Annotated in this window: 23 protein-coding genes; 15 read left to right on the top strand and 8 right to left on the bottom strand. The window is 70.3% G+C overall.

The genetic code is table 11. The features are described from left to right. Positions 1-8 precede the first annotated feature (8 nt). Entirely contained in the window at positions 9-1,151 is a 1,143-nt protein-coding gene (locus U8D42_RS12310; RefSeq protein WP_322861528.1) for a PPE family protein, read from the bottom strand. A 285-nt stretch (positions 1,152-1,436) separates the two neighbouring features. On the opposite strand from U8D42_RS12310, the gene pdxS reads away from it, so the two are divergent. The 4 genes from pdxS (at position 1,437) to U8D42_RS12290 (ending at position 4,702) form a co-directional block, all read left to right on the top strand. Next, complete coding sequence (pdxS, locus tag U8D42_RS12305; RefSeq protein ID WP_348636973.1) at positions 1,437-2,285, top strand: pyridoxal 5'-phosphate synthase lyase subunit PdxS; 849 nt, start codon at positions 1,437-1,439, stop codon at positions 2,283-2,285. A 14-nt stretch (positions 2,286-2,299) separates the two neighbouring features. Then, entirely contained in the window at positions 2,300-3,136 is an 837-nt protein-coding gene (gene tesB / locus U8D42_RS12300; protein WP_085240181.1) for an acyl-CoA thioesterase II, read from the top strand. Further along, positions 3,133-3,729, top strand: a complete 597-nt coding sequence (pdxT, locus tag U8D42_RS12295) for a pyridoxal 5'-phosphate synthase glutaminase subunit PdxT (protein ID WP_085240144.1) — start codon at positions 3,133-3,135, stop codon at positions 3,727-3,729. Before tesB ends, pdxT begins: the two co-directional genes overlap by 4 nt. A 217-nt stretch (positions 3,730-3,946) precedes the next feature. Next, on the top strand, positions 3,947-4,702 hold the full coding sequence (locus U8D42_RS12290; protein WP_322861526.1) for a YebC/PmpR family DNA-binding transcriptional regulator: 756 nt from the start codon (positions 3,947-3,949) through the stop codon (positions 4,700-4,702). Here U8D42_RS12290 and U8D42_RS12285 read toward each other — a convergent pair. From U8D42_RS12285 to U8D42_RS12265, 5 genes are read right to left on the bottom strand one after another with little or no spacing between them, the layout of a single operon-like run. Beyond that, a complete protein-coding gene (locus U8D42_RS12285; RefSeq protein ID WP_322861524.1) occupies positions 4,699-6,297 on the bottom strand; it encodes a polyamine aminopropyltransferase in 1,599 nt (532 codons plus the stop codon). The two genes, U8D42_RS12290 and U8D42_RS12285, sit on opposite strands and share 4 nt — an antisense overlap. Then, positions 6,294-6,749 carry a DUF350 domain-containing protein gene (locus tag U8D42_RS12280; RefSeq protein ID WP_085240146.1) on the bottom strand — a complete coding sequence of 152 codons (456 nt, stop codon included), beginning with the start codon at positions 6,747-6,749 and terminating at the stop codon, positions 6,294-6,296. The genes U8D42_RS12285 and U8D42_RS12280 overlap by 4 nt, the downstream gene beginning before the upstream one ends. Before the next feature lie 27 nt (positions 6,750-6,776). After that, complete coding sequence (locus U8D42_RS12275; RefSeq protein WP_322861523.1) at positions 6,777-7,208, bottom strand: DUF4247 domain-containing protein; 432 nt, start codon at positions 7,206-7,208, stop codon at positions 6,777-6,779. Next, entirely contained in the window at positions 7,205-7,708 is a 504-nt protein-coding gene (locus U8D42_RS12270; RefSeq protein WP_322861522.1) for a DUF2617 family protein, read from the bottom strand. The genes U8D42_RS12275 and U8D42_RS12270 overlap by 4 nt, the downstream gene beginning before the upstream one ends. A gap of 10 nt (positions 7,709-7,718) precedes the next feature. Then, the gene (locus U8D42_RS12265) at positions 7,719-8,333 is read right to left on the bottom strand and encodes a DUF4178 domain-containing protein (RefSeq protein ID WP_085240148.1); all 615 of its coding nucleotides are present in this window, start codon (positions 8,331-8,333) and stop codon (positions 7,719-7,721) included. A gap of 182 nt (positions 8,334-8,515) precedes the next feature. On the opposite strand from U8D42_RS12265, the gene ruvC reads away from it, so the two are divergent. The 6 genes from ruvC (at position 8,516) to U8D42_RS12235 (ending at position 12,985) form a co-directional block, all read left to right on the top strand. Further along, positions 8,516-9,070, top strand: coding sequence for a crossover junction endodeoxyribonuclease RuvC (ruvC, locus tag U8D42_RS12260; RefSeq protein ID WP_085240149.1), 555 nt, complete (start codon positions 8,516-8,518; stop codon positions 9,068-9,070). Continuing rightward, the gene (gene ruvA, locus U8D42_RS12255; protein WP_322861521.1) at positions 9,067-9,666 is read left to right on the top strand and encodes a Holliday junction branch migration protein RuvA; all 600 of its coding nucleotides are present in this window, start codon (positions 9,067-9,069) and stop codon (positions 9,664-9,666) included. Before ruvC ends, ruvA begins: the two co-directional genes overlap by 4 nt. After that, complete coding sequence (ruvB, locus tag U8D42_RS12250; RefSeq protein WP_322861520.1) at positions 9,663-10,718, top strand: Holliday junction branch migration DNA helicase RuvB; 1,056 nt, start codon at positions 9,663-9,665, stop codon at positions 10,716-10,718. The genes ruvA and ruvB overlap by 4 nt, the downstream gene beginning before the upstream one ends. Positions 10,719-10,953: 235 nt before the next feature. Next, positions 10,954-11,625 (top strand): hypothetical protein, encoded by a 672-nt coding sequence (locus U8D42_RS12245; protein ID WP_322861519.1) that lies wholly within the window; start codon positions 10,954-10,956, stop codon positions 11,623-11,625. Between the two features lie 158 nt (positions 11,626-11,783). Continuing rightward, positions 11,784-12,167, top strand: a complete 384-nt coding sequence (locus U8D42_RS12240; RefSeq protein ID WP_085240152.1) for a DUF1304 domain-containing protein — start codon at positions 11,784-11,786, stop codon at positions 12,165-12,167. A 131-nt stretch (positions 12,168-12,298) separates the two neighbouring features. Then, positions 12,299-12,985 (top strand): hypothetical protein, encoded by a 687-nt coding sequence (locus U8D42_RS12235; RefSeq protein WP_322861518.1) that lies wholly within the window; start codon positions 12,299-12,301, stop codon positions 12,983-12,985. A 61-nt stretch (positions 12,986-13,046) separates the two neighbouring features. On the opposite strand, the gene car is transcribed toward U8D42_RS12235, so the two are convergent. Both car and gabT read right to left on the bottom strand, forming a co-directional pair. Next, entirely contained in the window at positions 13,047-16,559 is a 3,513-nt protein-coding gene (gene car, locus U8D42_RS12230; RefSeq protein ID WP_322861517.1) for a carboxylic acid reductase, read from the bottom strand. Between the two features lie 151 nt (positions 16,560-16,710). Next, entirely contained in the window at positions 16,711-18,051 is a 1,341-nt protein-coding gene (gene gabT / locus U8D42_RS12225) for a 4-aminobutyrate--2-oxoglutarate transaminase (RefSeq protein WP_322861516.1), read from the bottom strand. Positions 18,052-18,261: 210 nt separating this feature from the next. Between gabT and yajC the strand changes: the two genes are divergently transcribed. The 5 genes from yajC to U8D42_RS12200 all read left to right on the top strand — a co-directional run bounded on the left by yajC (position 18,262) and on the right by U8D42_RS12200 (position 24,001). Further along, on the top strand, positions 18,262-18,600 hold the full coding sequence (gene yajC / locus U8D42_RS12220) for a preprotein translocase subunit YajC (RefSeq protein ID WP_085240156.1): 339 nt from the start codon (positions 18,262-18,264) through the stop codon (positions 18,598-18,600). Between the two features lie 110 nt (positions 18,601-18,710). Next, entirely contained in the window at positions 18,711-20,525 is a 1,815-nt protein-coding gene (secD, locus tag U8D42_RS12215; RefSeq protein WP_322861515.1) for a protein translocase subunit SecD, read from the top strand. Then, positions 20,525-21,796 carry a protein translocase subunit SecF gene (secF, locus tag U8D42_RS12210; RefSeq protein WP_085240158.1) on the top strand — a complete coding sequence of 424 codons (1,272 nt, stop codon included), beginning with the start codon at positions 20,525-20,527 and terminating at the stop codon, positions 21,794-21,796. The genes secD and secF overlap by 1 nt, the downstream gene beginning before the upstream one ends. Before the next feature lie 5 nt (positions 21,797-21,801). Then, complete coding sequence (locus U8D42_RS12205) at positions 21,802-23,451, top strand: ABC transporter substrate-binding protein (protein ID WP_322861514.1); 1,650 nt, start codon at positions 21,802-21,804, stop codon at positions 23,449-23,451. A gap of 7 nt (positions 23,452-23,458) precedes the next feature. Continuing rightward, positions 23,459-24,001: an adenine phosphoribosyltransferase gene (locus U8D42_RS12200; RefSeq protein ID WP_085240160.1), complete on the top strand. Its 543-nt coding sequence runs from the start codon at positions 23,459-23,461 to the stop codon at positions 23,999-24,001. The last annotated feature ends 119 nt before the right edge of the window (positions 24,002-24,120 follow it).

Below are 24,120 nucleotides of genomic sequence, written 5' to 3'. Positions count from 1 at the left end.
CCGCCTGACTAGCCGACCACCGGGCGCGCCAACACGGCGGAGCGGGGCGCCTCCGCCGCCGGGGTGAGACCACCCAGGCCGCGTCCGGCCGTGCTCACCGGCGGCTTGAACGGCACCCTCGGCAGGCTGGCCGTCGCCTGCCCCACCCCGGCGGGGGTCGGCCCGGCAACCGGAGCGGATGGCGTCGACGCCTGAACCTCGGTGGCCCAACTCGGTGGAACCGAGAGCGCCCCAACGGAATCCGCCCTGCCCACATTCGCCAACACCGCGGGAGCGCCCAGCTGCGATGGGTTCGTCGACCCGACGGTCGAACCGGCGGACGCCAAAACCGAACCCATCGACGGCATTCCGCCGACGGCACCGCTCATCAACGGATTGGCGCCACCCATGAACTGGCCCATGAGCTGACTCACCACCATGCTCATGGGTTGGAGCGCGAACTCCCCGCTCATCGAGAGCATGTCCAGCGGCGACAGACCCGGGGCGGCCGACGACGGCGAGAGGCCGAACGACTGAAACAGCGACGACATCAGCTGGGCGTCCGACATCATCGACTGCGTCTGGGTCGCCGCCGACCCCGCGGCGCTCTGCACGGCGTCCAGGGCTTGCGGGGCGCCGCCGACGCTGCCGGGCGGTTCGGTGAAGGACGGCAGCTGGGCGCCCGCCGCCAGCGTGCCGGCATCGTAGGCGGACATCGCGGCGGCGTCCTGGGCCCACATCTCGGCATAGTGCGCCTCGGTGGCCATGATCGCCGGGGTGTTCTGGCCGAAGAAGTTCGTCGCGATCAGGGCGGCCAACTGAGCGCGGTTGGCGGCGATCACGGGCGGCGGCACCGTCATCGCGAACGCCGCCTCGTAGGCGGCCGCCGCGGCCATCGCCTGGGTCGACACCTGCTGGGCCTGCAGCGCGGTGGCGGCCAACCAGGTGACGAAGGGGCTGGCCGCCGCCGCCATCGCCACGGCCGACGGACCCAGCCACGGCCCGCTCGTCAGCGCCGAGATTACCGTCGCATAGGAGGACGCCGCCCAACCCAACTCGGCCGCCAGCCCGGCCCACGCGCCGGCGGCGGCCAGCACCGAGCCCGCGCCGGGACCGGCATACATGAGACCTGAATTGATCTCGGGCGGCAGCAACCCAAAATCCGGCACCATCCCGACCCCTCCTCCAGGTCGACGGCCGCCGTTCCGCAACCAGCTGGCCCCGCTACTACACGTCCCGTCCGCTCGAAGATGTGAGCGAAGTAACGAAAAAGTGTCTAGCAAGGCGCCGATTTCGCGGCCTAGGGTCTATCGGCCCTTTGTGAGTCCGCGGCGGGAAAATCCGTCTCCGGGCCCCCACTAGACTGGGGCGACAACGGTTGAAGGAGATCAGCAGTGGACACCGCCGCTTCACCCAACGGCAGCGGACGAACCGGGACCGCGCGCGTCAAGCGCGGCATGGCCGAGATGCTCAAGGGCGGCGTCATCATGGACGTCGTCACGCCGGAGCAGGCCCGCATCGCCGAGGGCGCCGGCGCCGTCGCCGTGATGGCCCTGGAACGGGTGCCCGCCGACATCCGCGCCCAGGGTGGGGTGTCCCGGATGAGCGACCCCGACATGATCGAGGGCATCATCGCCGCGGTGACCATCCCGGTGATGGCCAAGGTCCGCATCGGGCATTTCGTCGAGGCGCAGATCCTGCAGAGCCTCGGCGTGGACTACATCGACGAGTCCGAGGTGTTGACCCCCGCGGACTACACCCACCACATCGACAAGTGGAAGTTCACCGTGCCGTTCGTGTGCGGCGCGACCAACCTGGGCGAGGCGCTGCGGCGCATCAGCGAGGGCGCGGCCATGATCCGGTCCAAGGGTGAGGCGGGCACCGGAGACGTCTCCAACGCGACCACGCACATGCGGGCGATCGGTGGCGAGATCCGCCGGCTGACCTCGCTGTCGGAAGACGAATTGTACGTCGCCGCAAAGGAATTGCAGGCGCCCTACGATCTCGTCGTCGAGGTGGCCCGGGCCGGCAAGCTGCCGGTCACCCTGTTCACCGCCGGCGGCATCGCCACCCCCGCCGACGCGGCCATGATGATGCAACTGGGCGCCGAGGGCGTCTTCGTCGGCTCCGGGATCTTCAAGTCCGGCGATCCCGCGCGGCGCGCCGCCGCGATCGTCAAGGCCACCACGTTCTACGACGACCCCGACGTGCTGGCCAAGGTGTCGCGCGGCCTCGGCGAGCCGATGGTGGGCATCAACGTCGAACAGATCGCGCAGCCCCACCGGCTCGCCGAACGCGGCTGGTAAGCCGGGGGCTATTGGTGGCGATCGAAGAGATCCTCGATCTCGAGCAACTCGAGGTCGACATCTACCGCGGTCGGGTGTTCAGCCCGGAGTCGGGATATTTCCAGCGCACCTTCGGCGGCCACGTCGCCGGCCAGTCGCTGGTCTCGGCGGTGCGCACCGTGGACCCGCGGTACCAGGTGCACTCGCTGCACGGCTACTTCCTGCGGCCCGGCGACGCCGACCAGCCCACCGTCTTCATCGTCGAACGCACCCGCGACGGCGGATCGTTCGCCACCCGGCGGGTCAACGCGATCCAGCACGGGCAGATCATCTTCAGCATGGGGGCGTCCTTCCAGGCCGACCAGGAGGGCATCCACCACCAGGACGTCATGCCCGCCGCGCCGCCACCCGACGGGCTGCCCGGCCTGGACTCGATCAAGGTGTTCGACGACGCGGGGTTCAAGCAGTTCGAGGAGTGGGACGTCTGCATCGTGCCGCGCGACCAGCTGCGGCTGTCGCCCGGCAAGGCCTCCCAGCAGCAGGTGTGGTTTCGCCACCGCGACCCGCTGCCGGACGATCCCGTGCTGCACATCTGCGCCCTGGCCTACATGAGCGACCTCACGCTGCTGGGATCGGCGCAGGTCAACCACCTCGACGTGCGCGAGCATCTGCAGGTCGCGTCGCTGGACCACGCGATGTGGTTCATGCGGGCGTTCCGGGCCGACGAGTGGCTGCTCTACGACCAGTCGTCGCCGTCGGCCAGCGGCGGTCGCTCGCTGTGCCAGGGCAAGATCTTCACCCAGTCCGGCGAGATGGTGGCGGCGGTCATGCAGGAGGGGCTGACCCGCTTTCCGCGCGGATTCCGGTCGTGAGCGCTCCCCGAATCGGGGTGCTGGCGCTGCAGGGTGACACCCGCGAGCACCTGGCCGCGCTGGGCGAAGCCGGGGCGGAGTCGATGCCGGTGCGGCGCCGCGGCGAGCTGGAGAACGTCGACGGGCTGGTCATTCCCGGTGGGGAGTCCACCACCATGAGCCACCTGCTGCTCGACCTCGACCTGCTGGAGCCGCTGCGCGGGCTGCTCGCCGACGGGCTGCCCGCCTACGGCGCGTGCGCCGGCATGATCCTGCTGGCCAGCGAGATCCTGGACGCAGGCGCGGGCGGCCGGGAGGCGCTGCCCCTGCGGGCGATCGATATGACGGTGCGCCGCAACGCCTTTGGGCGTCAGGTCGATTCATTCGAGGGCGACATCCCGTTCGCCGGTCTGGACGGTCCCGTGCGCGCGGTGTTCATCCGCGCCCCGTGGGTCGAGCGCGCCGGCGCCGACGTGCAGGTGCTGGCCGAAGCGTCGGGGCACGCGGTCGCGGTGCGGCAGGGCGCCAAGCTGGCGACGGCGTTTCACCCCGAGATGACCGGCGACCGTCGCGTCCACCGGCTCTTCGTCGACATCGTCAACGGCGTCGCCTGACCCCCACCGGTCACACCGGCACCAACTTTCGGGGGGTGTTGTGCTCACCGAACGTGATAGCGCGGGCGATATCACGTTCGCGACGGCGCATATGCCCGGGATCCTGTGACGGCTGGGGCGGCCGGGCCGCAAGGGGAGCGGACCGTCGGGCGGCCCCGAGCGTGCACGTAGACTCGTCTGGCGAACTTTTCGAAGACAGAAGAGGTAAGAGACACCGATGAGCGGCCATTCCAAGTGGGCCACCACCAAGCACCAGAAGGCCGTCAAGGACGCGCGCCGGGGCAAGGAATTCGCCCGGCTGATCAAGAACATCGAAGTCGCCGCCCGCACCGGCGGCGGGGACCCGGCGGGCAACCCGACGCTGTACGACGCCATCCAGAAGGCGAAGAAGACCTCGGTGCCCAACGACAACATCGAGCGCGCCCGGAAGCGCGGCGCCGGCGAGGAGGCCGGCGGCGCCGACTACCAGACGATCATGTACGAGGGCTACGGCCCCAACGGCGTGGCGGTGCTGATCGAATGCCTGACGGACAACCGCAACCGGGCCGCCGGCGAGGTCCGGGTGGCGGTGACCCGCAACGGCGGCACGATGGCCGATCCGGGCTCGGTGTCGTATCTCTTCAGCCGCAAGGGCGTGGTCACGTGCGAGAAGAACGGCCTGACCGAGGACGACCTGCTGGCCGCCGTGCTGGACGCGGGCGCCGAGGACGTCAACGACCTGGGTGAAAGCTTCGAAATCATCTCGGAGCCAACCGATCTGGTGGCCGTGCGAACGGCTCTGCAGGAGGCCGGCATCGACTACGAATCCGCCGAGGCCAGCTTCCAGCCTTCGGTCAGCGTGCCGGTGGACGTCGACGGCGCCCGCAAAGTGTTCAAACTCGTCGACGCCCTGGAAGACAGCGACGACGTGCAGAACGTGTGGACCAACGTCGACTTGTCCGACGAAGTTCTGGCCGCCCTCGACGAGGACTAGTCGTAACCGTGCCGCATGTCCTCGACGATGCGCGGATTGTCCAGCGTCGAGGGCTCGAGCGGGCGGGGCCGGGTGTCGTCGGGAAACACCGTGGCGGCGTCGAGGACGTGCTGGTTGAGGAAGCGCAGCGGAGGCGCGCTGGGCGGCACGACGGGCGTCGGGGCGCTGTCCCCGCGGCGCGCCAGCGCGAAACCCCAGTCGCCGAATGTCGGCACGTACACGTGGTAGGGCGTCACCGCGTAGCCGGCCGCACGGATTGACGCGGCGGTCCGCCAGAACGCGGTCTGCGTCGAGAACGGGCTGCCGGACTGCACGACCATGAGCCCGCCGGCGGCCAGCGCGTGCCCGACGAGCGCGTAGAACTCCGTCGAGTACAGCCGGCCCAAAACGGGGGTGTCCGGGTCGGGAAGGTCGACGATCGCGGCGTCGAAGCCCCCGGCCGGGACGAAGTCCGGGTGCGGTGCGCGCAGCCAGCGCATGGCGTCGTCGATCACCACCTTGAGCCGCGGGCTGTCCAGCGAACCGCCGTTGGCCGCGCGCATGGTGGTGCGGGCCAGCTGGATCACCGCGGGGTCCAGCTCCACCTGCACGATGTCGGTGATGCCCGGCTGCCGCAGCAGTTCGCGGGCGACCAGGCCGTCGCCGCCCCCGAGCACGAGGACCGATCGGGCGCCGGCCCCGAGCGCGGGGTAGACCAGGCTTTCGGTGTAGCGGTACTCGTCGCGGGTGGAAAACTGCAGGCCCCCGTCGAGGTAGAGCCGCATGTCGTTCCCGCGCCGGGTCACCACGATCTCCTGATACGCCGAATGCCGGTAGGCGATGATCGGGTCGGCGTAGAGCCGCTGGCGGCTCGTCGTCTCGATGTCGGCCGACCGCGCCAGCAGCGTGGCCAGCAGCGCGAGCGCCGCGGCCAGCGCGCACAGCGCCGTCACCAGCTGCCGGGTCGAAACGAGCCGGCGCAGCACGAAGATCGCCACCACGGCCGCCGCCAGCAGGTTGACGATGCCGGTGGCCGCCGCACCCCGGATCATGCCCAGCTGCGGCAGCAGCAGGAACGGCCAGACCAGCCCGCCCAGCAACGCGCCGAGGTAGTCGGCGGCGTTGAGGTTGGCCAGGGTCCGCCCGGTGTCGGGAGCCTGGTCTTTTTCGGGGCGTATCCGCCCCTGTTGCAGCATGGTCATCAGCAGCGGCACCTCGGCGCCGACCAGCCCGCCGATCAGGGCGGTGCCCACCGCCAGCATCCACATCGACTCGTCGTCGATGAAGGCGAACACCGTGTACAGCGCCGCGGCCGACAAGCCGCCGACGATGCTCAGCAGCACCTCCACCACGATGAACGCCATTGCCGCGTGCGCCAGCAGCGGCTTGACCACCAGGGCGCCCACGCCGAGCGCGGCGATGTAGCCCGCGACGATCAGCGACGTGGCGACGATGCCGCCGCCGTTGAGGCTCGCCGCCAGCGTGAGCAGCGCGAGCTCGTAGATGATGCCGGACGCCGCGCACGCCGCGACGCCGGCCAGCAGCACCGCCCTCCAGCGCGCCGAAGTTTCCGCGGGCCGGCGCACTTCCGGCGCCGGCAGATCGACCGACGTCATGACACGGCGGCGGCCGTGACACACCCCACCGCGAGCAGGATCAGCGCCACCGCGAACGATCCCGGATGCAGCTCCGGGTCGTCGACGTGCTCGTGGAAGCTGCCCGGGATCAGCAGATGCATTGCCACCAGTGCTATCCCGAGCAGGACCACGCCCATCAGCCCATACACCGCGACGCCGACGAGTCCCTGGCCCAGCTGGCTGTAGCTGTTGGCGATGGCGGTGACGATGACGAGGGTCAGGGCGATGTACATCGCGCCCGCGATGACGACGGCGTTGGGGCGGCGGTCGATGAACACCAGCCGGCGCAGATTGCCCGGGGTCAACACGTCGACCGCGTAGAACCCGACGAGAAGTACGGCCATGCCGACACCGAAGTACAGGATCGTGGCGACTGCGCCTTTGAGGACGGGATTGAGGTCGACGGTGCCGATCTCGACGGCGAGGTACATTGTTCTCTCCTTTGTGGTGGTGGGCCGTCACTTGGTTCCGCCGGGGCCACCGGGCGTGCCCCCGGCGCCGCCCGAGGGGGAGCCGGGGGTGAAGCCGGGACCGAGGAAGATGAAGGCGCCGTGGCTGTATCCGGCGTTCAGGCCCTCCAGGCGGATGCTGCACGGGCGGTTGCCGTCGGGGCCGATGATCACGATGTTGTTGCTGTAGCGCAGGTACTCGTTGTTGCCGTTGGCGGCCCGGGCCTGGGGGGCCTGGTATTCGGCGAGCGTGTCGGCCACGTCGTCGGGGGAGCCGCTGCATTCGTAGCGCGTCCCGTCCGCGTCGTGGGCGTACTCGTGATAGTGGCCGGCGATGTAGGAGCCGATGTTCTTCTGCAGCAAGATGATTCCGGGCACCAGGCAGGCGACGGCGGCCACCGCGAGCGCGCCGGCGATCACCAACAGGCGGTTGCGGCTCACGGGCGCCATCGGCTCGCCGTGTGGACCACCATGCCGCCGTCGCCGGCCGGATACAGGTGCCAGGTCTGCCAACGCCACCCGGCGCCGTCGGCCCGCGCGGCCAACGCGGTCAGCGCGGCGTCGTCGCCGGGGAAAGAGCCGCCGAGCCAACCCTTTTCGCGCGCGCACCGGTCACGAAGGTCGCCCGCAATGCGGCGGAAGGCGGGCTCGCCGTACGTGTCGGTGCGGGACCGCAGAGAGTAGCCGGCGGCGGCCGTGCGCTCCGGCAAATCCACGCCGTGACCGCGGGCCGTGCAGGACACCTCCTCGGAGAACCGGCCCGCGGCGTGCTCGACCGTGACGACGTGCGAGGCGCCCAGGACCCCGAGCAGCAGCGAGCCGCCGGCGGGGTGGGCCAGCAGGCAGGTCGCCAGCGGCGGCGGCGCGGGCGCGTTGAGCGCGAGCCCGAGGTTTTCTCCGGAAACGTCCGAAGGCGCTACGGCGAGCTGGTGAAGCGGCACCGACGCGCTCCTAGGGGGACGGGGAGGGCGGGGGCGCGGGATACACCGTCAGCTCGCCGGTCAGCACCGGCTTGCCGGTCGACACCTCCCAGGGCGTGCCCGGCGCCCACCGCTCGAACGAGAGCAGCGCGGACTCGTCGGAGTTGGCGCAGTCGACGAACTCCATCTCGCCGCCCGCCGGCAGGCCCGTCGTGCCCTCGGTGGTGAACGAGGCGCGACCCCGCTCGGACTCGTGAAACGTCACCCCGTCGACGACCAGCTGGTCGCCCGGCTGCAGGCTGAGGTCCTTGCGGCTGACCCACATCGCCAGCTCGAGGCGCCCGTCGTCCTCCTCGACGCTGAACCAGATCGGCTGGTCGCCACCCTCGAGGAGGTGTTCCCACCACACGAACGGCCCCTCGCGGTACGTCACCGAGCCGCGCACGACGTAGTCGACGCCGCCATAGCTGACGATGGCGCCGGGGCCGAGTTGCCGGGGCCCGAACTGCGGCATCGCGTTGAACGAGAGGGGATCCTGGCGTCCGGGCGGGGGGCCCGCTTGCCTGGGCCGCCGCAAAGCGATGATCAGCACCACGATGGACGCGATGAACAGCACGATCGCGATCATGACCAGGAGTGATCCCACGCGAACCCTTCCGTTGCCGCCTTGCTTGAGCGAACGTGGGGTAAAGCTAACAGCTTTCTGGTGGGTTCGGCGTTTTTAACCTCGCGGCCCGGGAATGGGCGGCGCCGCCGCGTGTCCTGCGCGGAGCCGTCGGTCCCGGCCGCTAGGGTATCGAACAGCTGTTCTAGAGGTGGGAGCGGGCAATGCGGGTGATGGGCGTCGACCCGGGGCTGACCCGATGCGGGCTGTCGGTCGTGGAAACCGGGCGCGGGCGCAGCGTGGTCGCGTTGGACGTCGACGTGGTGCGAACCGCGTCGGACGCGCCGCTGGCCAAGAGGCTGCTGGCGATCAGCGATGCCGTCGAGCATTGGCTGGCCACCCATCAACCGGACGTCGTGGCCATCGAGCGGGTGTTCTCCCAGCTGAACGTGTCCACGGTGATGGGCACCGCGCAGGCCGGCGGGGTCGTCGCGCTGGCGGCGGCCAAGCGCGGCGTCGACGTGCACTTCCACACCCCCAGTGAGGTCAAGGCCGCCGTCACCGGCAACGGCGCCGCGGACAAGGCCCAGGTCACCGCGATGGTCACCAAAATCCTCGCGTTGCAGGCCAAGCCGACACCGGCCGACGCCGCCGACGCGCTGGCCCTGGCGATCTGTCATTGCTGGCGGGCGCCGATGATGGCCCGGATGGCCGCGGCCGAAGCGCTGGCCGCCCGGCAGCGGGACGCCTACCTGGCCCGGCTGAAGGCCGCCCGATGATCGCCTCGGTGCGCGGCGAGGTGCTCGAGGTGGCGCTCGATCACGCGGTGATCGAGGCCGCCGGCGTCGGCTACCGGGTGAACGCGACGCCGTCGACGCTGGCGACCTTGCGCACGGGCGCCGAGGCCCGGTTGATCACCGCGATGGTGGTGCGCGAGGACTCGATGACGCTGTACGGGTTCACCGACTCCGAGACCCGCGACCTGTTCCTGACGCTGCTGACGGTGTCGGGGGTCGGGCCCCGGCTGGCGATGGCGACGCTGGCGGTGCACGACGCCGCGGCGCTGCGGCAGGTGCTGCACGACAGCGATGTCGTCGCCCTGACCCGGGTTCCCGGCATCGGCAAACGCGGCGCCGAACGCATGGTGCTCGAGCTGCGGGACAAGGTCGGCGCCGCCGCGGCGGGCGCACCGGGCGGCGCGTCGATGGCCAACGGGCACGCGGTGCGGGGGCCGGTGGTGGAGGCCCTGGTCGGTCTGGGCTTCGCGGTCAAACAGGCCGAAGAGGCCACCGACAAGGTGCTGGCCGCCGACCGGGACGCGACGACGTCCGGCGCCCTGCGCGCCGCCCTGTCGCTGCTGGGTAAGGCCAAATGAGCGACTACGACGAGGACTACGCGGATCGCGAGCTGTCCCCGGCGCTGTCCGTCGGGGAGGGCGACGTCGACGTCAGCCTCCGGCCGCGTTCGCTGCAGGAATTCATCGGCCAGCCGCGGGTGCGCGAACAGCTCCAGCTGGTGATCGAGGGGGCCAAGAATCGCGGCGGCACCCCGGATCACATCCTGCTGTCGGGCCCGCCCGGCCTGGGCAAGACGTCGCTGGCCATGATCATCGCCGCCGAGCTCGGGTCGTCGTTGCGGGTGACGTCCGGTCCGGCGCTGGAACGCGCCGGTGACCTGGCCGCCATGCTGTCCAACCTGGTCGAGCACGACGTGCTGTTCATCGACGAGATTCACCGCATCGCCCGCCCCGCGGAGGAGATGCTGTACCTGGCCATGGAGGACTTCCGGGTCGACGTGGTGGTCGGCAAGGGGCCGGGCGCGACGTCGATACCCCTGGATGTGGCGCCCTTCACCCTGGTCGGCGCCACCACCCGGTCCGGCGCGCTGACCGGCCCGCTGCGCGACCGGTTCGGCTTCACCGCGCACATGGACTTCTACGAGCCGGCCGAGCTGGAGCGGGTGCTGGCCCGCTCCGCGGGCATCCTGGGCATCGAGCTGGGCGCCGAGGCCGCCGAGGAGATCGCCCGCCGCTCGCGCGGGACGCCGCGCATCGCCAACCGGCTGCTGCGCCGGGTCCGGGACTTCGCCGAGGTCCGCGCCGACGGGGTGATCACCCGCGACGTCGCCAAGGCCGCGCTGGCGGTCTACGACGTCGACGAACTCGGCCTGGACCGGCTGGACCGGGCGGTGCTGTCGGCGCTGACCCGCAGCTTCGGCGGCGGGCCGGTCGGGGTGTCGACGCTGGCGGTGGCCGTCGGCGAGGAGGCCACCACCGTCGAGGAGGTGTGCGAGCCGTTCCTGGTCCGCGCCGGGATGGTCGCGCGGACGCCGCGCGGCCGGGTGGCCACCGCGCAGGCGTGGACGCACCTGGGCATGAGTCCGCCGGCGGGGGCGGCCGGCCTCGGTCAACCGGGCCTGTTCGACTAGCGAACCCGGATCATTACCAAATCGTGACCTGCCGGTTGAGCAAGCCCCCGACCGTTTGCCGACCGTGGACTTTGGCCAGCTCAGCCCTCCGCCACCACGGATAACCCGGCGCAGGACGCGTGGGGGCGCCGCCAACCGTCGCACAGCAAACACCTAGGTGCCCCGCGGTCGGTTATGCGCGGTCCCCGCCGGGTAACCAGCGTCACAGCAGCAATACCTGGTGAAGGAGATTCTGATGAGGACCACGCGCCACGACTATGAACGCCCTCGCGCGCTGTACATGCCACGCACCCGCGGCGCGCTGACCGGGCTACTCCTGATTCTGTTGGGTGCTTGGGGCGCATTGGTGCCGTTCTTCGGGCCCAACATCGACTGGTCCTACATGGCCGACCCGGCATGGACGTGGACGACGGCCAAGGGCTGGCTGGAAGTGCTCCCCGGCGCCGCCGCCGCGGTGGGCGGCCTGCTGGTGCTGTTCTCCGGCAACCGCGCGAACGCGGTGTTCGGCGGCTGGCTGGCGGTCGTCGGCGGCGCCTGGTTCATCGTCGGCCGCGCGTTCGCGCCGACCCTCGGCATCGGGGGCGTCGGTCAGCCGATGGCGGCGACGGACGCGAAACGCGCCCTGCTCGAGATCACCTACTTCACCGGACTGGGCGCGTTGATCGTGTTCCTGGGCGGGGCGGCCGTCGGGCGCCTGGCCGTTCGGCACGCGCGCGACCTCGTCGTGACGGAACCGGCGGTCGCGGCCGACGCCGTGCCGGCGGCCGGACCGGCCATGTACGACGAGACGCGCGGCGTGACCCCGGCGCGGACGGACCGGGTGGACGCCGAACCCCGCGGGCGCGGCATCTTCGGCCGGCGCGCGGGCGGCGGCCTGTTCCACCGCCACCACCACGCCGGCGTGTAGCCGACGAGACACGGGAGAGGGCGCCGGCAGCGTTGGCTGCCGGCGCCCTCTTTTCGCGCCCGGCCCGTCCCGGCCGCCGCGGGTCGGTAGAGTCCACCGGCACGCCGAGCCATCCGGATGGTGACGCTGGCGCAGGCCTCGACCCACGAGGAGGAGCGATGCTCACGGCCGCCCTGATATTCGCCGCACTCGCGGCGTTATTGCATGTGTACATCTTCGTGATGGAATCGTTGACCTGGACGTCGCCGCGCACCCGCGCCACGTTCGGCACCACGGCCGAGGAGGCCGAGACCACCAAGCTGCTGGCCTTCAATCAAGGCTTCTACAACTTGTTCCTGGCGATCGTGAGCGGCGTGGGCATTGCCGCGATCGCGTTGCGGCACAACGCCGTTGGCACCACGCTGATTTTCGCCGGCGTCGGGCCGATGGCCGCGGCCGCGGTGGTGCTGCTGTTGTCGGCACCGGAGAAGGCGCGGGCGGCGGTCACCCAGGGCGCCTTTCCGGTCACCGCGATCGTGCTGTTGCTCCTCGCGCTCCACTAGTAACACCGGCCTCACCAGCCCCAAAGGCCACGGACGGCGGTGGCTTTCGGCCGCCAGATGGGTTACGAGTAGAAACCGCCGGGTATCCATGGCGGGCCGGAAACAGGCCCGGTATTCAACGAGGGGATGTCATGAAATACGCAGAAGACGGCCAAACCCGCGGACTGAGCATGCCGCGTTCGCGCGGCGCGGTCAGCGGATTGCTTCTGGTCATTCTGGGAGCTTGGGGGGCGTTAATACCGTTTGTCGGACCGCGCTTCAATTTCGCCTACACACCGGATCGGGAGTGGGCGTGGAGTACGGCTCGAGGGTGGCTCGAGGTCTTGCCGGGAGCCGCGACCGTGCTGGGCGGTCTCTTGTTGGTCGTCGCCGGAAACCGGGTGGCGGCGATGCTCGGCGGATGGCTGGCGGTGCTGGCCGGCGCATGGTTCGTTGTCGGTGGTCAGCTGGCGCCGCTGCTGGGCATCGGCTCCGCCGGTGACCCGGTCGCCGCCACGGAGCGCAAGCACGCGGTGCTCGAGGTCAGCTACTTCTCCGGACTGGGCGCGCTGATCATCTTCGTCGGCGGCGTGGCGCTGGCGCGCACGGCGGTGCGCCTGGCGCGCGACGTGCAGCCGTTGGCGCCGGCGGAAGCCACGGCGGCGCCGAGTGTCGCGCCGTACCGGGAGCCGGTGTATGAGCCGGCCGAGGTGTCCTCGGGCGCGCTGACCAAGCCGCGCTCGGCGGCCGACCCGGAGCCGAAGCGGGGGTGGCGTCGGCAACGCTCGGCGTCGGGAGCCAATGCCGCGTACCTGCGCTGGCCGCACCCGCAGCAGTAACTCGCGAGAGAAAAGCAATCGCCCAGTCCCGCGCGGGACTGGGCGATTGTCGTCTGATGAGTTAGAGCAGTCCGAGCAGCTGCAGATCGGTGACGTACTTGACGATGATCGGCGCCGAGACGTGGGGGATGTCCTTGTCGGGGCCGATCTTCGCCTCCTGCACGGCGGCGCGGAAGCGGTCGGTGGGTGCCATCGATCCGTTGATCGGCTTCTCCGGCTGCTGGTAGTTGTGCAGCAGCGGCAGCAGCGAGTACTGGCGTTGCCGTTCGGGCATGGTTCGCATCGCCTGCTCGAATCGCCGCAGCCAGTCGCCGTAGTCGGCGACGCGCTGGATCCCGTAGCCGGCGTCGATCAGCCAGTCGACGTACTCGTCGAGACCGATGCCGTCGTCGTACGGGTTCATCACGTGGTACGTCCGGAAGCCCTCGCCGTTGTCGAGCACCTGCGTGCCCAGCGTGGAGATCGCCGCGGCGATGAACTCCACCGGCAGGCCGTCGTAGTGCGAACGCTGGCGGTTGCCCTCGGCGTCCAGTTCGTAGAACGAACCGGGCGCGACACCGGTGGCGACCAGGCTCAGCATCAGCCGGGTGAACATGTCCGGCAGGTTGAGCTGTCCCGCGTAGGTGGTGTCGGCCAGGATCATGTCGCAACGGAACACCGTGACGGGAAGGCCGCACAGGTCGTGCGCCTCGCGCAGCAGCACCTCGCCGGCCCACTTGCTGTTGCCGTAGCCGTTGGCGTAGTTGTCGTTGATCGCCCGGGTCGCGCTGACCTGGCGGATGTCGGCGTCCTCGACGAACTGGCCCGGCTTGATCTGGTCGCCGACACCGATCGTCGACACGTAGGCGTACGGCTTCAGCTTGGTGGTCAGCGCGATGCGGATCAGCTCGGCGGTGCCCAGCGCGTTGGGGCCGAACAGCTCGCTGTAGGGCAGCACGTGGTTGACCAGGGCGGCGGGGTCGACGATCAGGTCGACGGTGTCCGCGAGCCGCTGCCAAGTCTGCTGATCGAGGCCGAGGTTGGCCTCGCCCTTGTCGCCGGCGATGACCTCCAGGTGGTCGGCGGCCAGTTCCCGGTAGTGCGCCAGCAGCTTCGGGTCCCCGCTGTCGAAGGTCTTGTCCAGCCTCGCCCGCGCCTCGGTGTCGGACTTAGCCCGCACCAGGGCGATCACCTTGCCGTCCACCAGGTCCATGCGCTCGAGCCATTCGAGCGCCAGGTAGCGGCCCAGGAAGCCGGTCGCGCCGGTCAACAGCACCGTGCGCACCTCGGCGGCGGGCTTGGGCAGGCTGGGCGCGGCGGCCAGCGTCTCGGCCTCGAGGAACTTGTCCAGCGTCAGGTCGCCGGCGTGCACCTCGGTGGCGTCCCGGCCGTGCACGGCGGCGAACGTGGGCCGCTTGGTGCCCTCGCGCTCGCCCTCGATGTAGCGGGCGATGGCCTGCAGGTCGCTGGCCGGGCTGACGATCACACCCACCGGGACGTCGATGTCGAAGATCTCGCGCAACAGGTTGCCGAAGGTCAACGCCGACAACGAGTCTCCGCCGAGATCGGTGAAGTGCGCGTCGGGGGTCAACTCGGTGCTCGCCGTGCCCAGCATGGCCGCGGCGGCCCGGCTCACGGTCTGCAGCACGGGCGCGTCGGCGCCGTTGCGGCGCAGTTCGGCCAGCTCGTTGGCCTGCCCCTCGGCGAGTTCGGCGTAGAGCTGCTCGAGCCGCTCGCCGTAGTGCTGCTTGAGCTTCGGCCACGCCAACTTCCGGATCCCGGTCAGCAGGCCGTTCTCCAGGCTGAACGGTGTGGTCTCGATGATGAAGTCGCGCGGCACCTCGTAGGACTGCAGGCCCGCCTGACGCGCGACGTTCTGCAGCGAGTCGGCGATCTTTCCCTTCAGCGTGTCGAGGTCCCAGCGGGCCAGGGCTTCCTCGGTCGGCACGACGACGGCCAGCAGGTAGGGCTGCGCGCTGTTGCCGTAGACGTAGATCTGGCGCACCAGCGGGCTGTTGCCGAACTCGGCCTCCAGCCTGGCCAGGGTCACGAACTCGCCCTGGGCCAGCTTCAGCACGTTGTTGCGGCGGTCGACATACACCAGCTTGTCGGGCGCGACCTCGGCGAACACGTCGCCGGTCCGGTAGTAGCCGTCCTCGTCGAACACGTTGGCCGTGGTCTCGGCCCGCTTGTAGTAGCCGGGGAACATGTTCTCGGTCCGCAGCAACAGCTCACCGCGGGGGTGGGGCCGGTCGGTGCTGAAGTAACCCAGGTCGGGCACGTCGACCAACTTGTAGTCGATCACCGGCGGGCGCTGGATCTCGCCGTCGAACAGCACCATCCCGGCCTCGGTCGAGCCGTAGCCGTCCATCAGGTGCATCTCGAGCAGCGACTCGACCCAGGTGCGCAGGTCCGGGGAGGTGGGCGCCGAGCCCGTCATCGCGAAGATGAACCGCCCGCCCAGCAGGTACTGCCGCTGCTCGGCCAGCACCTCGGCGGCCACGGCCTCGCGATCGGCGCCGCCGGTCATGTGGCGCTCGACCCGGCGCTGGAATTCGCCGAACAGGGTCTCCCAGATGCGCGGCACGAAGTTCAGCTCGGTGGGCCGCACCAGCTCGAGGTCCTCCAGCAGCGTCGAGAGGTCGCTCTTGGCCGCGAAGTAGGCGGTCCCGCCGTTGCCGAGCGTGCCGTAGAGGATGCCCCGGCCCATGACGTGGCTCATCGGCATGAAGTTGAGGGTGATAGACGCGGCGCTTTCCCCGAACCAGTTCCTGCTGCCCCGGCGCCAGATCTTGGCGACGTTGCTCTGCGGGTACATCGCGCCCTTGGGGGCGCCGGTGCTGCCGGAGGTGTAGATCAGCAGGGCCAGCGGGTCGGCCTCCTCGCTGGTCGGCAGCGGCGCGTCCGGCAGCGCCTCGCCACGCTCGAGCACCTCGGTCAGCGTCTCCACCGCCACACCGGCGTCCGCCAGCCGCGCGCGGGCGGTTTCCAGCGCCTCGCGCTCGTCGTCGACCTCGGGGTGGTAGTCGAACGCCACCAGCTTCGCGGGCCGGTGGCCGCTCAGGATCAGCTCGACGGCCTCGGGCAGCTGGTTGGCGCTGGCCGCGATGACCGTGGGTTCGGTCTCGGTCACGATCGGCTGCAGCGAGGTCAGCGACGCGCTGGTCTGCAGCGGAACCGAGACGGCGCTGATCGTCGCCAGCGCCATGTCGATGGTGGCGTAGTCCACGCTGTTGAAGCCCAGCACGCAGACCCGGTCACCGACGTGCACCTCGTTGCCGGCCCAGGCGCGGCCGAGCGCGGCGACCCGTTCGCCCAGCTGGCGGTAGGTGATGGTCTCGAAGCGGGGGAGCAGCTCGAGCCGGGTGCGGCCGGTCGCGGGGTCCGCGACGAACTCCACCACCCGGTGCGCCAGCGCCGGGCGGTCGGCATACCCCTCGAGCACGGTCCGGATGACCTGCGGGAGTCGCAGCTCCGGGTTCCCGACGGCCGCTTCGACAGCCGGATCCGGGCGCGCGGCGGCGAACTGCGGGTCTGTTGCGGTGAGCACCTCGATGCGGCGCTCGAGGCGCTCGTCGTGATTCATGGTCGACATAAACAATTCCCTCGCAATGAAAAATAGTGAGTCAGTTTGGCGCCCAATGCGCTGACGGATAGAACGTTAGCTAAAGTAACGGTATTCCACCATGGCCGCGCCCCGGCCAGTGTTGTGAGATTGGCCACGCCGAACGGTCGAATCCCCAGTTCTAGAGGTCGCCGAGCAGCCCGCCCAGGACGTCGAGCCCCTCGGTGAGCAGCTCGTCACCGATGGTCAGCGGCGGCAGCAGCCGGATGATGTTGCCGAACATGCCGCAGGTCAACACGACGACCCCGGCCGCGTGGGCGGCGGCGGACAGCTTCCGGGTCAGCTCGGCGTCGGGCTCGGTGGTCCCGGACTTCACCAGCTCGATGGCGATCATGGCGCCCCGACCGCGCACATCGCCGATGCGGTCGTCGCCGGCCTGCAGACGCAACAGCGGTTCGGTGATCAGCCGTTCCAGCTGTCGGGCTCGCTCGATCAGTCCGTCACTCTCGATCGTGTCGATGGTGGCCAGTGCCGCCGCACAAGCGATGGGGTTGCCGCCGAATGTGCCCCCCAAACCGCCGGCGTGCGACGCATCCATGATCTGCGCGCGCCCGGTGACCGCCGACAGCGGCAGCCCGTCGGCGATGCCCTTGGCCGTGCAGATCAGGTCCGGCTCGATGCCTTCGTGCTCGCACGCGAACATCGCGCCGGTGCGCGCGAACCCCGTCTGTACCTCGTCGGCGATGAACACCACGTCGTTCTTGCGGCACCAATCGAGCAGGGCGGGCAGGAATCCCTCGGCGGGCACGATGAAACCGCCCTCGCCGGCGATCGGCTCGATGATGACGGCGGCCAGGCTGTCGGCGCCGACCTGGCTCTCGATCACGTCGATCGCCCGGGCGGCGGCCTTCTCCCCGTCGGTCGCCAACTCCTTGTCGAGCAGCCCATCCCGGTAGGGGTAGGACATCGGTGCCCGGTAGACCTCGGGGGCGAACGGGCCGAAACCGCTCTTGTACGGCTTGGACTTGGCGGTCAGCGCCATCGCCAGGTTGGTGCGGCCGTGGTAGGCGTGGTTGAACGCCACGACGGCGGGCTTGCGGGTGTACGAGCGGGCGGCCTTGACGGCGTTCTCGACCGCCTCGGCGCCGGAGTTGAACAACACCGTGCGCTTTTCGCCGGAGCCCGGCGTGATCCGGTTGAGCTCCTCGGCGACGGCGACGTACTGCTCGTAGGGCACGACCATGAAGCACGTATGGGTGAATTCGGCGACCTGGGCGCGCACCGCCTCCACCACCCGGGGCGCGGAGTTGCCGACGGTGGTCACCGCGATGCCGGAGGCCAGGTCGATGAGCCGGTTGCCGTCGACGTCCTCGATGATGCCGCCGGAGGCACGCGCCACGAACACCGGCAACGAGACGTTCACCGCGTGCGACACCGCCGCCGCGCGGCGTTTGGTCAGTTCAAGCGATGCGGGACCGGGGATTTCGGTGACCAGCTGGCGAGTCTGCTCGAGGCCGGCCACGATTTTCTCCTCCCCGCGGCGCGCCTGTCACGTCGCGACCCAAGCCTATCCGGCCGGGCGCCGTCGGGGCCCGCGTGCACCGCGGGGGTCGGGTGCGACCTGCGGCAATGGCACACTGGCCGTAACGAGGTGTGCGGTCCCGCGGGGTCGTCCCGGCGCGCACCCGATGACAACCGCCCGGCATGCCACTACGAAAAGACAGGCCCGTTCATGGAGAGTTTGATCCTGTTCCTGCCCTTCCTGCTGATCATGGGCGGGTTCATGTACTTCGCATCCCGGCGCCAGAAGCGCGCGATGCAGGCGACCATCGACCTGCACGAGTCGTTGCAGCCGGGCGACCGCGTGCACACGACGTCCGGCCTGGAGGCGACGATCGTGGCGATCACGGACGACACGGTCGACCTGGAGATCGCGCCCGGTGTGGTGACGACGTGGATGAAGCTGGCCATCCGCGACCGGATCCTGCCCGACGAGGAGGACCTGCCCGGTGCCGACGACTCCGACGACGTGGCGGAATTCGACGAGGGCCGGCTGCCCAAGGACTCCTGACGCGAATCCCGACCCGCCGCCGTGGCGGCGGACCGCTTGCGCGACGGGCGCGTGCACGACACTAGGCTCTGTCCGGGGTAAGAACCGATACTCGAGGAGATAGAAGGAACGTGGCATCGTCTTCGGCGCCGGTGCACCCTGCCCGCTACCTGTCGGTCTTCTTGTTGCTGCTCGTCGGCGTGTATCTGCTGGTGTTCTTGACCGGGGACAAGCGCGCCGCCCCCAAGCTCGGCATCGATCTGCAGGGCGGCACCCGGGTCACCCTGACCGCGCGCACGCCGGACGGGTCGCGCCCGAGCCGGGACGCGCTGGCCCAGGCGCAGCAGATCATCAGCGCGCGGGTCAACGGGCTGGGCGTCTCCGGCTCGGAGGTCGTGGTCGACGGCGACAACCTGGTCATCACGGTCCCCGGAAACGACGGCAACGAGGCCCGCAACCTCGGACAGACGGCCCGGCTGTACATCCGCCCGGTGCTCAACTCGATGCCGGCGCAGGCGGTCCAGCCCAAGCCCGCCCCGCAGGCGCCCCCGCCGGGCCAGGCGCCGCCGGGTCAGCCGGCACCGTCGGGCCAGCCGGCACCGGGGATGGCGCCCCCGGGCCAGGCGCCACCGGCGGGTCAGCCCGCACCGGCTCAGCCCGCCCCGCCGGCCGGCCGGCCGCCGGCCCAGCCGCGGCCGTATCCGCAGGACCCCCCGCCGTCGCCCAGCCCCCCGCCGTCGCCCAGCCCCGCGCCGGCCGGCAACGCGCCACCGGCGGACGTCCCCCCGGCTGATCAGCCGGCGCCCCCCGACCCGCGCAAGGAACTCGCCGAGCGCATCGCCGACGAGAAGAAGTGGCGCCAGAGCACCCGTCAGGGCGTTCAGTTCCTCGCGCTGCAGTTCCAGGCCACCCGCTGCGACAAAGAGGACATCCTCGCCGGCAACGACGACCCGAACCTGCCGCTGGTGACGTGTTCGACCGACCACAAGGTGGCCTACCTGCTGGCGCCGTCGATCATCAGCGGCGACCAGATCCAGGACGCCACCTCGGGGATGAACCAGCGTGGCATCGGTTACGTGGTGGACGTGCAGTTCAAGCCGGCGGCCGCCAACACCTGGGCGGATTTCACCGCCGCGCACATCGGTACCCAGACCGCCTTCACGCTGGACTCCCAGGTGGTCAGCGCCCCGATGATCCAGGAGGCCATCCCCGGCGGCCGGACCCAGATCACCGGCGGTGATCCGCCCTTCACCGCCGCGACCGCCAAGCAGTTGGCCAACGTGTTGAAGTACGGTTCGCTGCCGCTGTCCTTCGAGGCGTCGGAGGCCCAAACCGTCTCCGCCACACTGGGTTTGACCTCGCTGCGAGCGGGTCTGATCGCGGGTGCGATCGGCTTGGTGCTGGTGTTGCTGTATTCGTTGCTGTATTACCGGGTGCTGGGCCTGCTCACGGCGCTGTCGCTGACCGCTTCGGGCGCAATGATTTTCGCGATCTTGGTGATCCTGGGCCGGCAGATCAACTACACCCTGGACCTTGCGGGTATCGCGGGTCTGATCATCGGTATCGGCACCACGGCCGACTCCTTCGTGGTGTTCTTCGAACGCATCAAAGACGAGATCCGGGAAGGCCGTTCGTTCCGGTCGGCGGTGCCGCGAGGCTGGGTCCGGGCCCGCAAGACCATCGTGTCGGGCAACGCGGTCACCTTCCTGGCCGCCGCGGTGCTGTACGCCCTGGCGATCGGCCAAGTGCGCGGGTTCGCCTTCACCTTGGGCCTCACCACCATCCTCGACGTCGTGGTGGTGTTCCTGGTGACCTGGCCGCTGGTCTACCTGGCGTCCAAGTCGCCGACGTTGGCGAAACCGGCGTACAACGGCCTGGGCGCGATCCAGCAGGTCGCCCGCGAGCGCCGGGCCTCGGCGCACGTCAAGACGGGACGGGGGGCGTGATGGCCGCCAAGGGCAAGGGCCAGGCCGGCGCGGCCGAAGCGGCCGAGATCACCGAATCCGGCGCGGTGGAGCCGGCCTCCGACACCGCGCAGCCGCGGCACAGCTTCCTCTCGCGGCTCTACACCGGCACCGGCGCGTTCGAGGTGATCGGCCGGCGCCGCCTCTGGTACGGGGTCAGCGGCGCGATCGTCGCCGTCGCCCTTGTCAGCATCGTGTTGCGGGGCTTCACCTTCGGGATCGATTTCAACGGCGGCACCACGGTGTCGATGCCCACCGCCGGCTCGTCGGGCACCGTCACCACCGCCGCGGTGTCCGACGTCTTCCGGAAGGCCATCGGCCGCGACCCGGAGTCGGTGGTGATCGTCGGCAGCGGCGCCTCGGCCACGGTGCAGATCCGCTCCGAAACGCTGTCCAACGACCAGACGTCCAAGCTGCGCAACGCTCTGTTCGATGCGTTCCAGCCGAAGGGCGCCGACGGCAAGCCCACAAAGCAGGCCATCAGCGACGCTGCGGTGTCGGAGACCTGGGGCGACCAGATCACCAACAAGGCGCTGATCGCGTTGGTGGTGTTCCTGGCGCTGGTCAGCCTGTACATCACGGTGCGGTACGAGCGGTACATGGCCATCTCCGCGCTGACGACCATGGTCTTCGACCTGACCGTGACCGCGGGCGTCTACTCGCTGGTCGGTTTCGAGGTCACCCCGGCCACCGTCATCGGCCTGCTGACCATCCTGGGTTTCTCCCTCTACGACACCGTCATCGTCTTCGACAAGGTCGAGGAGAACACGCACGGCTTCCAGCACACCACCCGGCGCACCTTCGCCGAGCAGGCCAACCTGGCGATCAACCAGACGTTCATGCGCTCGATCAACACCAGCCTGATCGGGGTGCTGCCCGTGCTGGCGCTGATGGTCGTGGCGGTGTGGTTGCTGGGCGTCGGCACGCTGAAGGACCTGGCGCTGGTGCAGCTGGTCGGCATCCTGGTCGGCACCTACTCGTCGATCTTCTTCGCCACCCCGCTGCTGGTCACGCTGCGCGAGCGGACCGAGCTGGTGCGCACGCACACTCGCCGCGTCACGCGGCGCCGCAAGGCCGGGCCCGAACCCGCCGAGGAAGCCAAGCCCGCCGAGGACGACGCGGCGGCCCCGCAGTCGGCCGCGGCGGTGCCCGCACCCTCCGACAAGCCGAACAAGCCGGCACCGGGCGCGCGTCCGGTGCGCCCGACCGGAACCCGGCGTCCGAGCGGCAAGCGAAACGCCGGCCGGCGGTAGTCGCCATGGCCGGCAGGTATCGCCTCGCTGCAGGCGCTATCGGGTTGGCCGCAATGCTCCTGGCTGCCGTCACGCTGTCCGCGTGCTCCGGCAGCGCTGCCTCCCAGATCGACTACGTGGTCGACGGCCCCCTGGTCACCTACAACACCAACACCGTCGTCGGCGCCGCGTCCGCCGGGGCGCAGGCGTTCGCCCGCACGCTCGTCGGCTTCAGCTACCACGGCCCGGACGGGCAGACCGTCGCCGACCGTGACTTCGGCACCGTGGCGGTGGTGAGCGGTTCACCGCTGGTGCTCGACTACCAGATCGCCGACAACGCCGTCTATTCCGACGGCAAGCCCGTGACCTGCGACGACCTGGTGCTGACGTGGGCGGCCCAGTCCGGCCGCTATCCCGACTTCAACGCCGCCAGCCAGGCCGGTTACGTCGACATCGCCAACGTCGAATGCATGCCCGGGCAGAAGAAGGCCCGGGTGTCGTTCATCCCGGATCGCGGCATCGTCGACTACAACCAGCTGTTCACCGCCACGTCGCTGATGCCGTCGCACGTCATCGCCGACCAGCTCCACGTCGACGTGACCGCCGCCCTGCTGAGCAACAACACCCAGCTGGTGCAGCAGATCGCCAGGGTGTGGAACACCACCTGGGACCTCAAGCCGGGAGTGGACCTGAAGAACTTCCCGTCGTCGGGGCCGTACAAGATCGAACGCATCCTGGACGGCGGCGCGGTGGTGCTCGTCGCCAACGACCGGTGGTGGGGTCCCAAGGCGGTCACCAAGCGGATCACGGTCTGGCCCCAGGGGCCCGACATCCAGGACCGCGTCAACAACCGCAGCGTCGACGTGGTCGACGTGGCGGCGGGATCGTCGGGAACGCTGACCACGCCGGACAACTACGGCCGCGCCGATTCGCCGTCGGCCGGCATCGAACAGCTGATCTTCGCGCCGCAGGGGCCGCTCTCGCAGCCCAAGGCCCGGCGCGCGCTCGCGCTGTGCACGCCGCGCGACACGCTTGCCCGCGACGCGGGCGTGCCGATCGCCAATTCGCGCCTCAACCCGGCCACCGACGACCCGGCCACCGCCGGCGACGGTGCCGCCGAGGCCGCCCAGTTCGGCAAGGCGGACCCGGCCGCCGCCCGCGACGCGCTCGGTGGCGCCCCGATGACGGTGCGCATCGGCTACCACGGACCCAACGCGCGGCTGGCGGTCAATGTCGGGGTGATCACCAAGTCCTGCGCCGCGGCGGGCATCACCGTCGCCAACGTCTCCCTCGACACCTCGGGGCCCCAAGCGCTCAGGGACGGCAAGATCGACGTGCTGTTGGCCAGCACCGGCGGCGCCACCGGCAGCGGGTCGACGGGATCGTCGGCGATGGACGCCTACGACCTGCACAGCGGCAACGGCAACAACCTGTCCGGCTACGCGAACCCGCAGGTCGACAGCGTGATCGGGGCGCTGGCGGTGTCGGCCGATCCCGCCGAGCGCGTCCGGTTGCTGGGGGAGGCGGCGCCGATACTGTGGGGTGACATGCCGACCTTGCCCCTCTACCGGCAGCAACGCACGTTGTTGATGTCGAAGAAGATGTACGCCGTGAGCAAGAATCCGACACGCTGGGGCGCGGGCTGGAACATGGACCGATGGGCCCTGGTCGAATGAGGCTCCGGTGACGGGTGTCGACGGCGGCGTGCCGGTGGCCGGCGTGATCGCCGCACTGCTGCGCGAGGTGTCCGACTTCCCCAAGCCGGGGGTCCAGTTCAAGGACCTCACCCCGGTGTTCGCCGACCCCCGGGGTTTGACCGCGGTCACCGACGCGCTGGCCGAGATCGCCTCTGGGGCCGACCTGGTGGCCGGGATCGACTCGCGCGGCTTCCTGGCCGCGGCGGCCGTCGCCGACCGGCTGCGCACGGGGGTGCTGGCGATTCGCAAGGGCGGAAAGCTGCCGCCGCCGGTGCACTCCGAGCACTACGACCTGGAGTACGGCAGCGCCACGCTGGAAATTCCCGCCGACGGCATCGACCTGCGCGGACGCCACGTCGTGATCATCGACGACGTGCTGGCCACCGGGGGCACCCTCGCCGCGGCGGCCCGGTTGCTCCAGCGCACCGGGGCCACCGTGATGGGGGCGGCGGTGATCCTGGAGCTGACCGCGCTCGGGGGCCGTCAGGCCGTGGCGGAGTTGCCGGTGCACAGCCTGAGTCGCGTCTAGCCCGGTGACGATGCACGCCGCCACGCGGCGTGAGGTGGGGCACCCCCGGGCCGCGAAGCGGCGAGGGGGCGAACCGGGCGATCAAACCGAGCCCGGCCCGCTGCGCGATATCCTCGAGG

Source organism: Mycobacterium europaeum (assembly GCF_034555895.2).
Taxonomy (GTDB): domain Bacteria; phylum Actinomycetota; class Actinomycetes; order Mycobacteriales; family Mycobacteriaceae; genus Mycobacterium; species Mycobacterium europaeum.
Note: the sequence above shows the minus strand (reverse complement) of the source record. Positions and strands in the feature narration are given on the sequence as shown.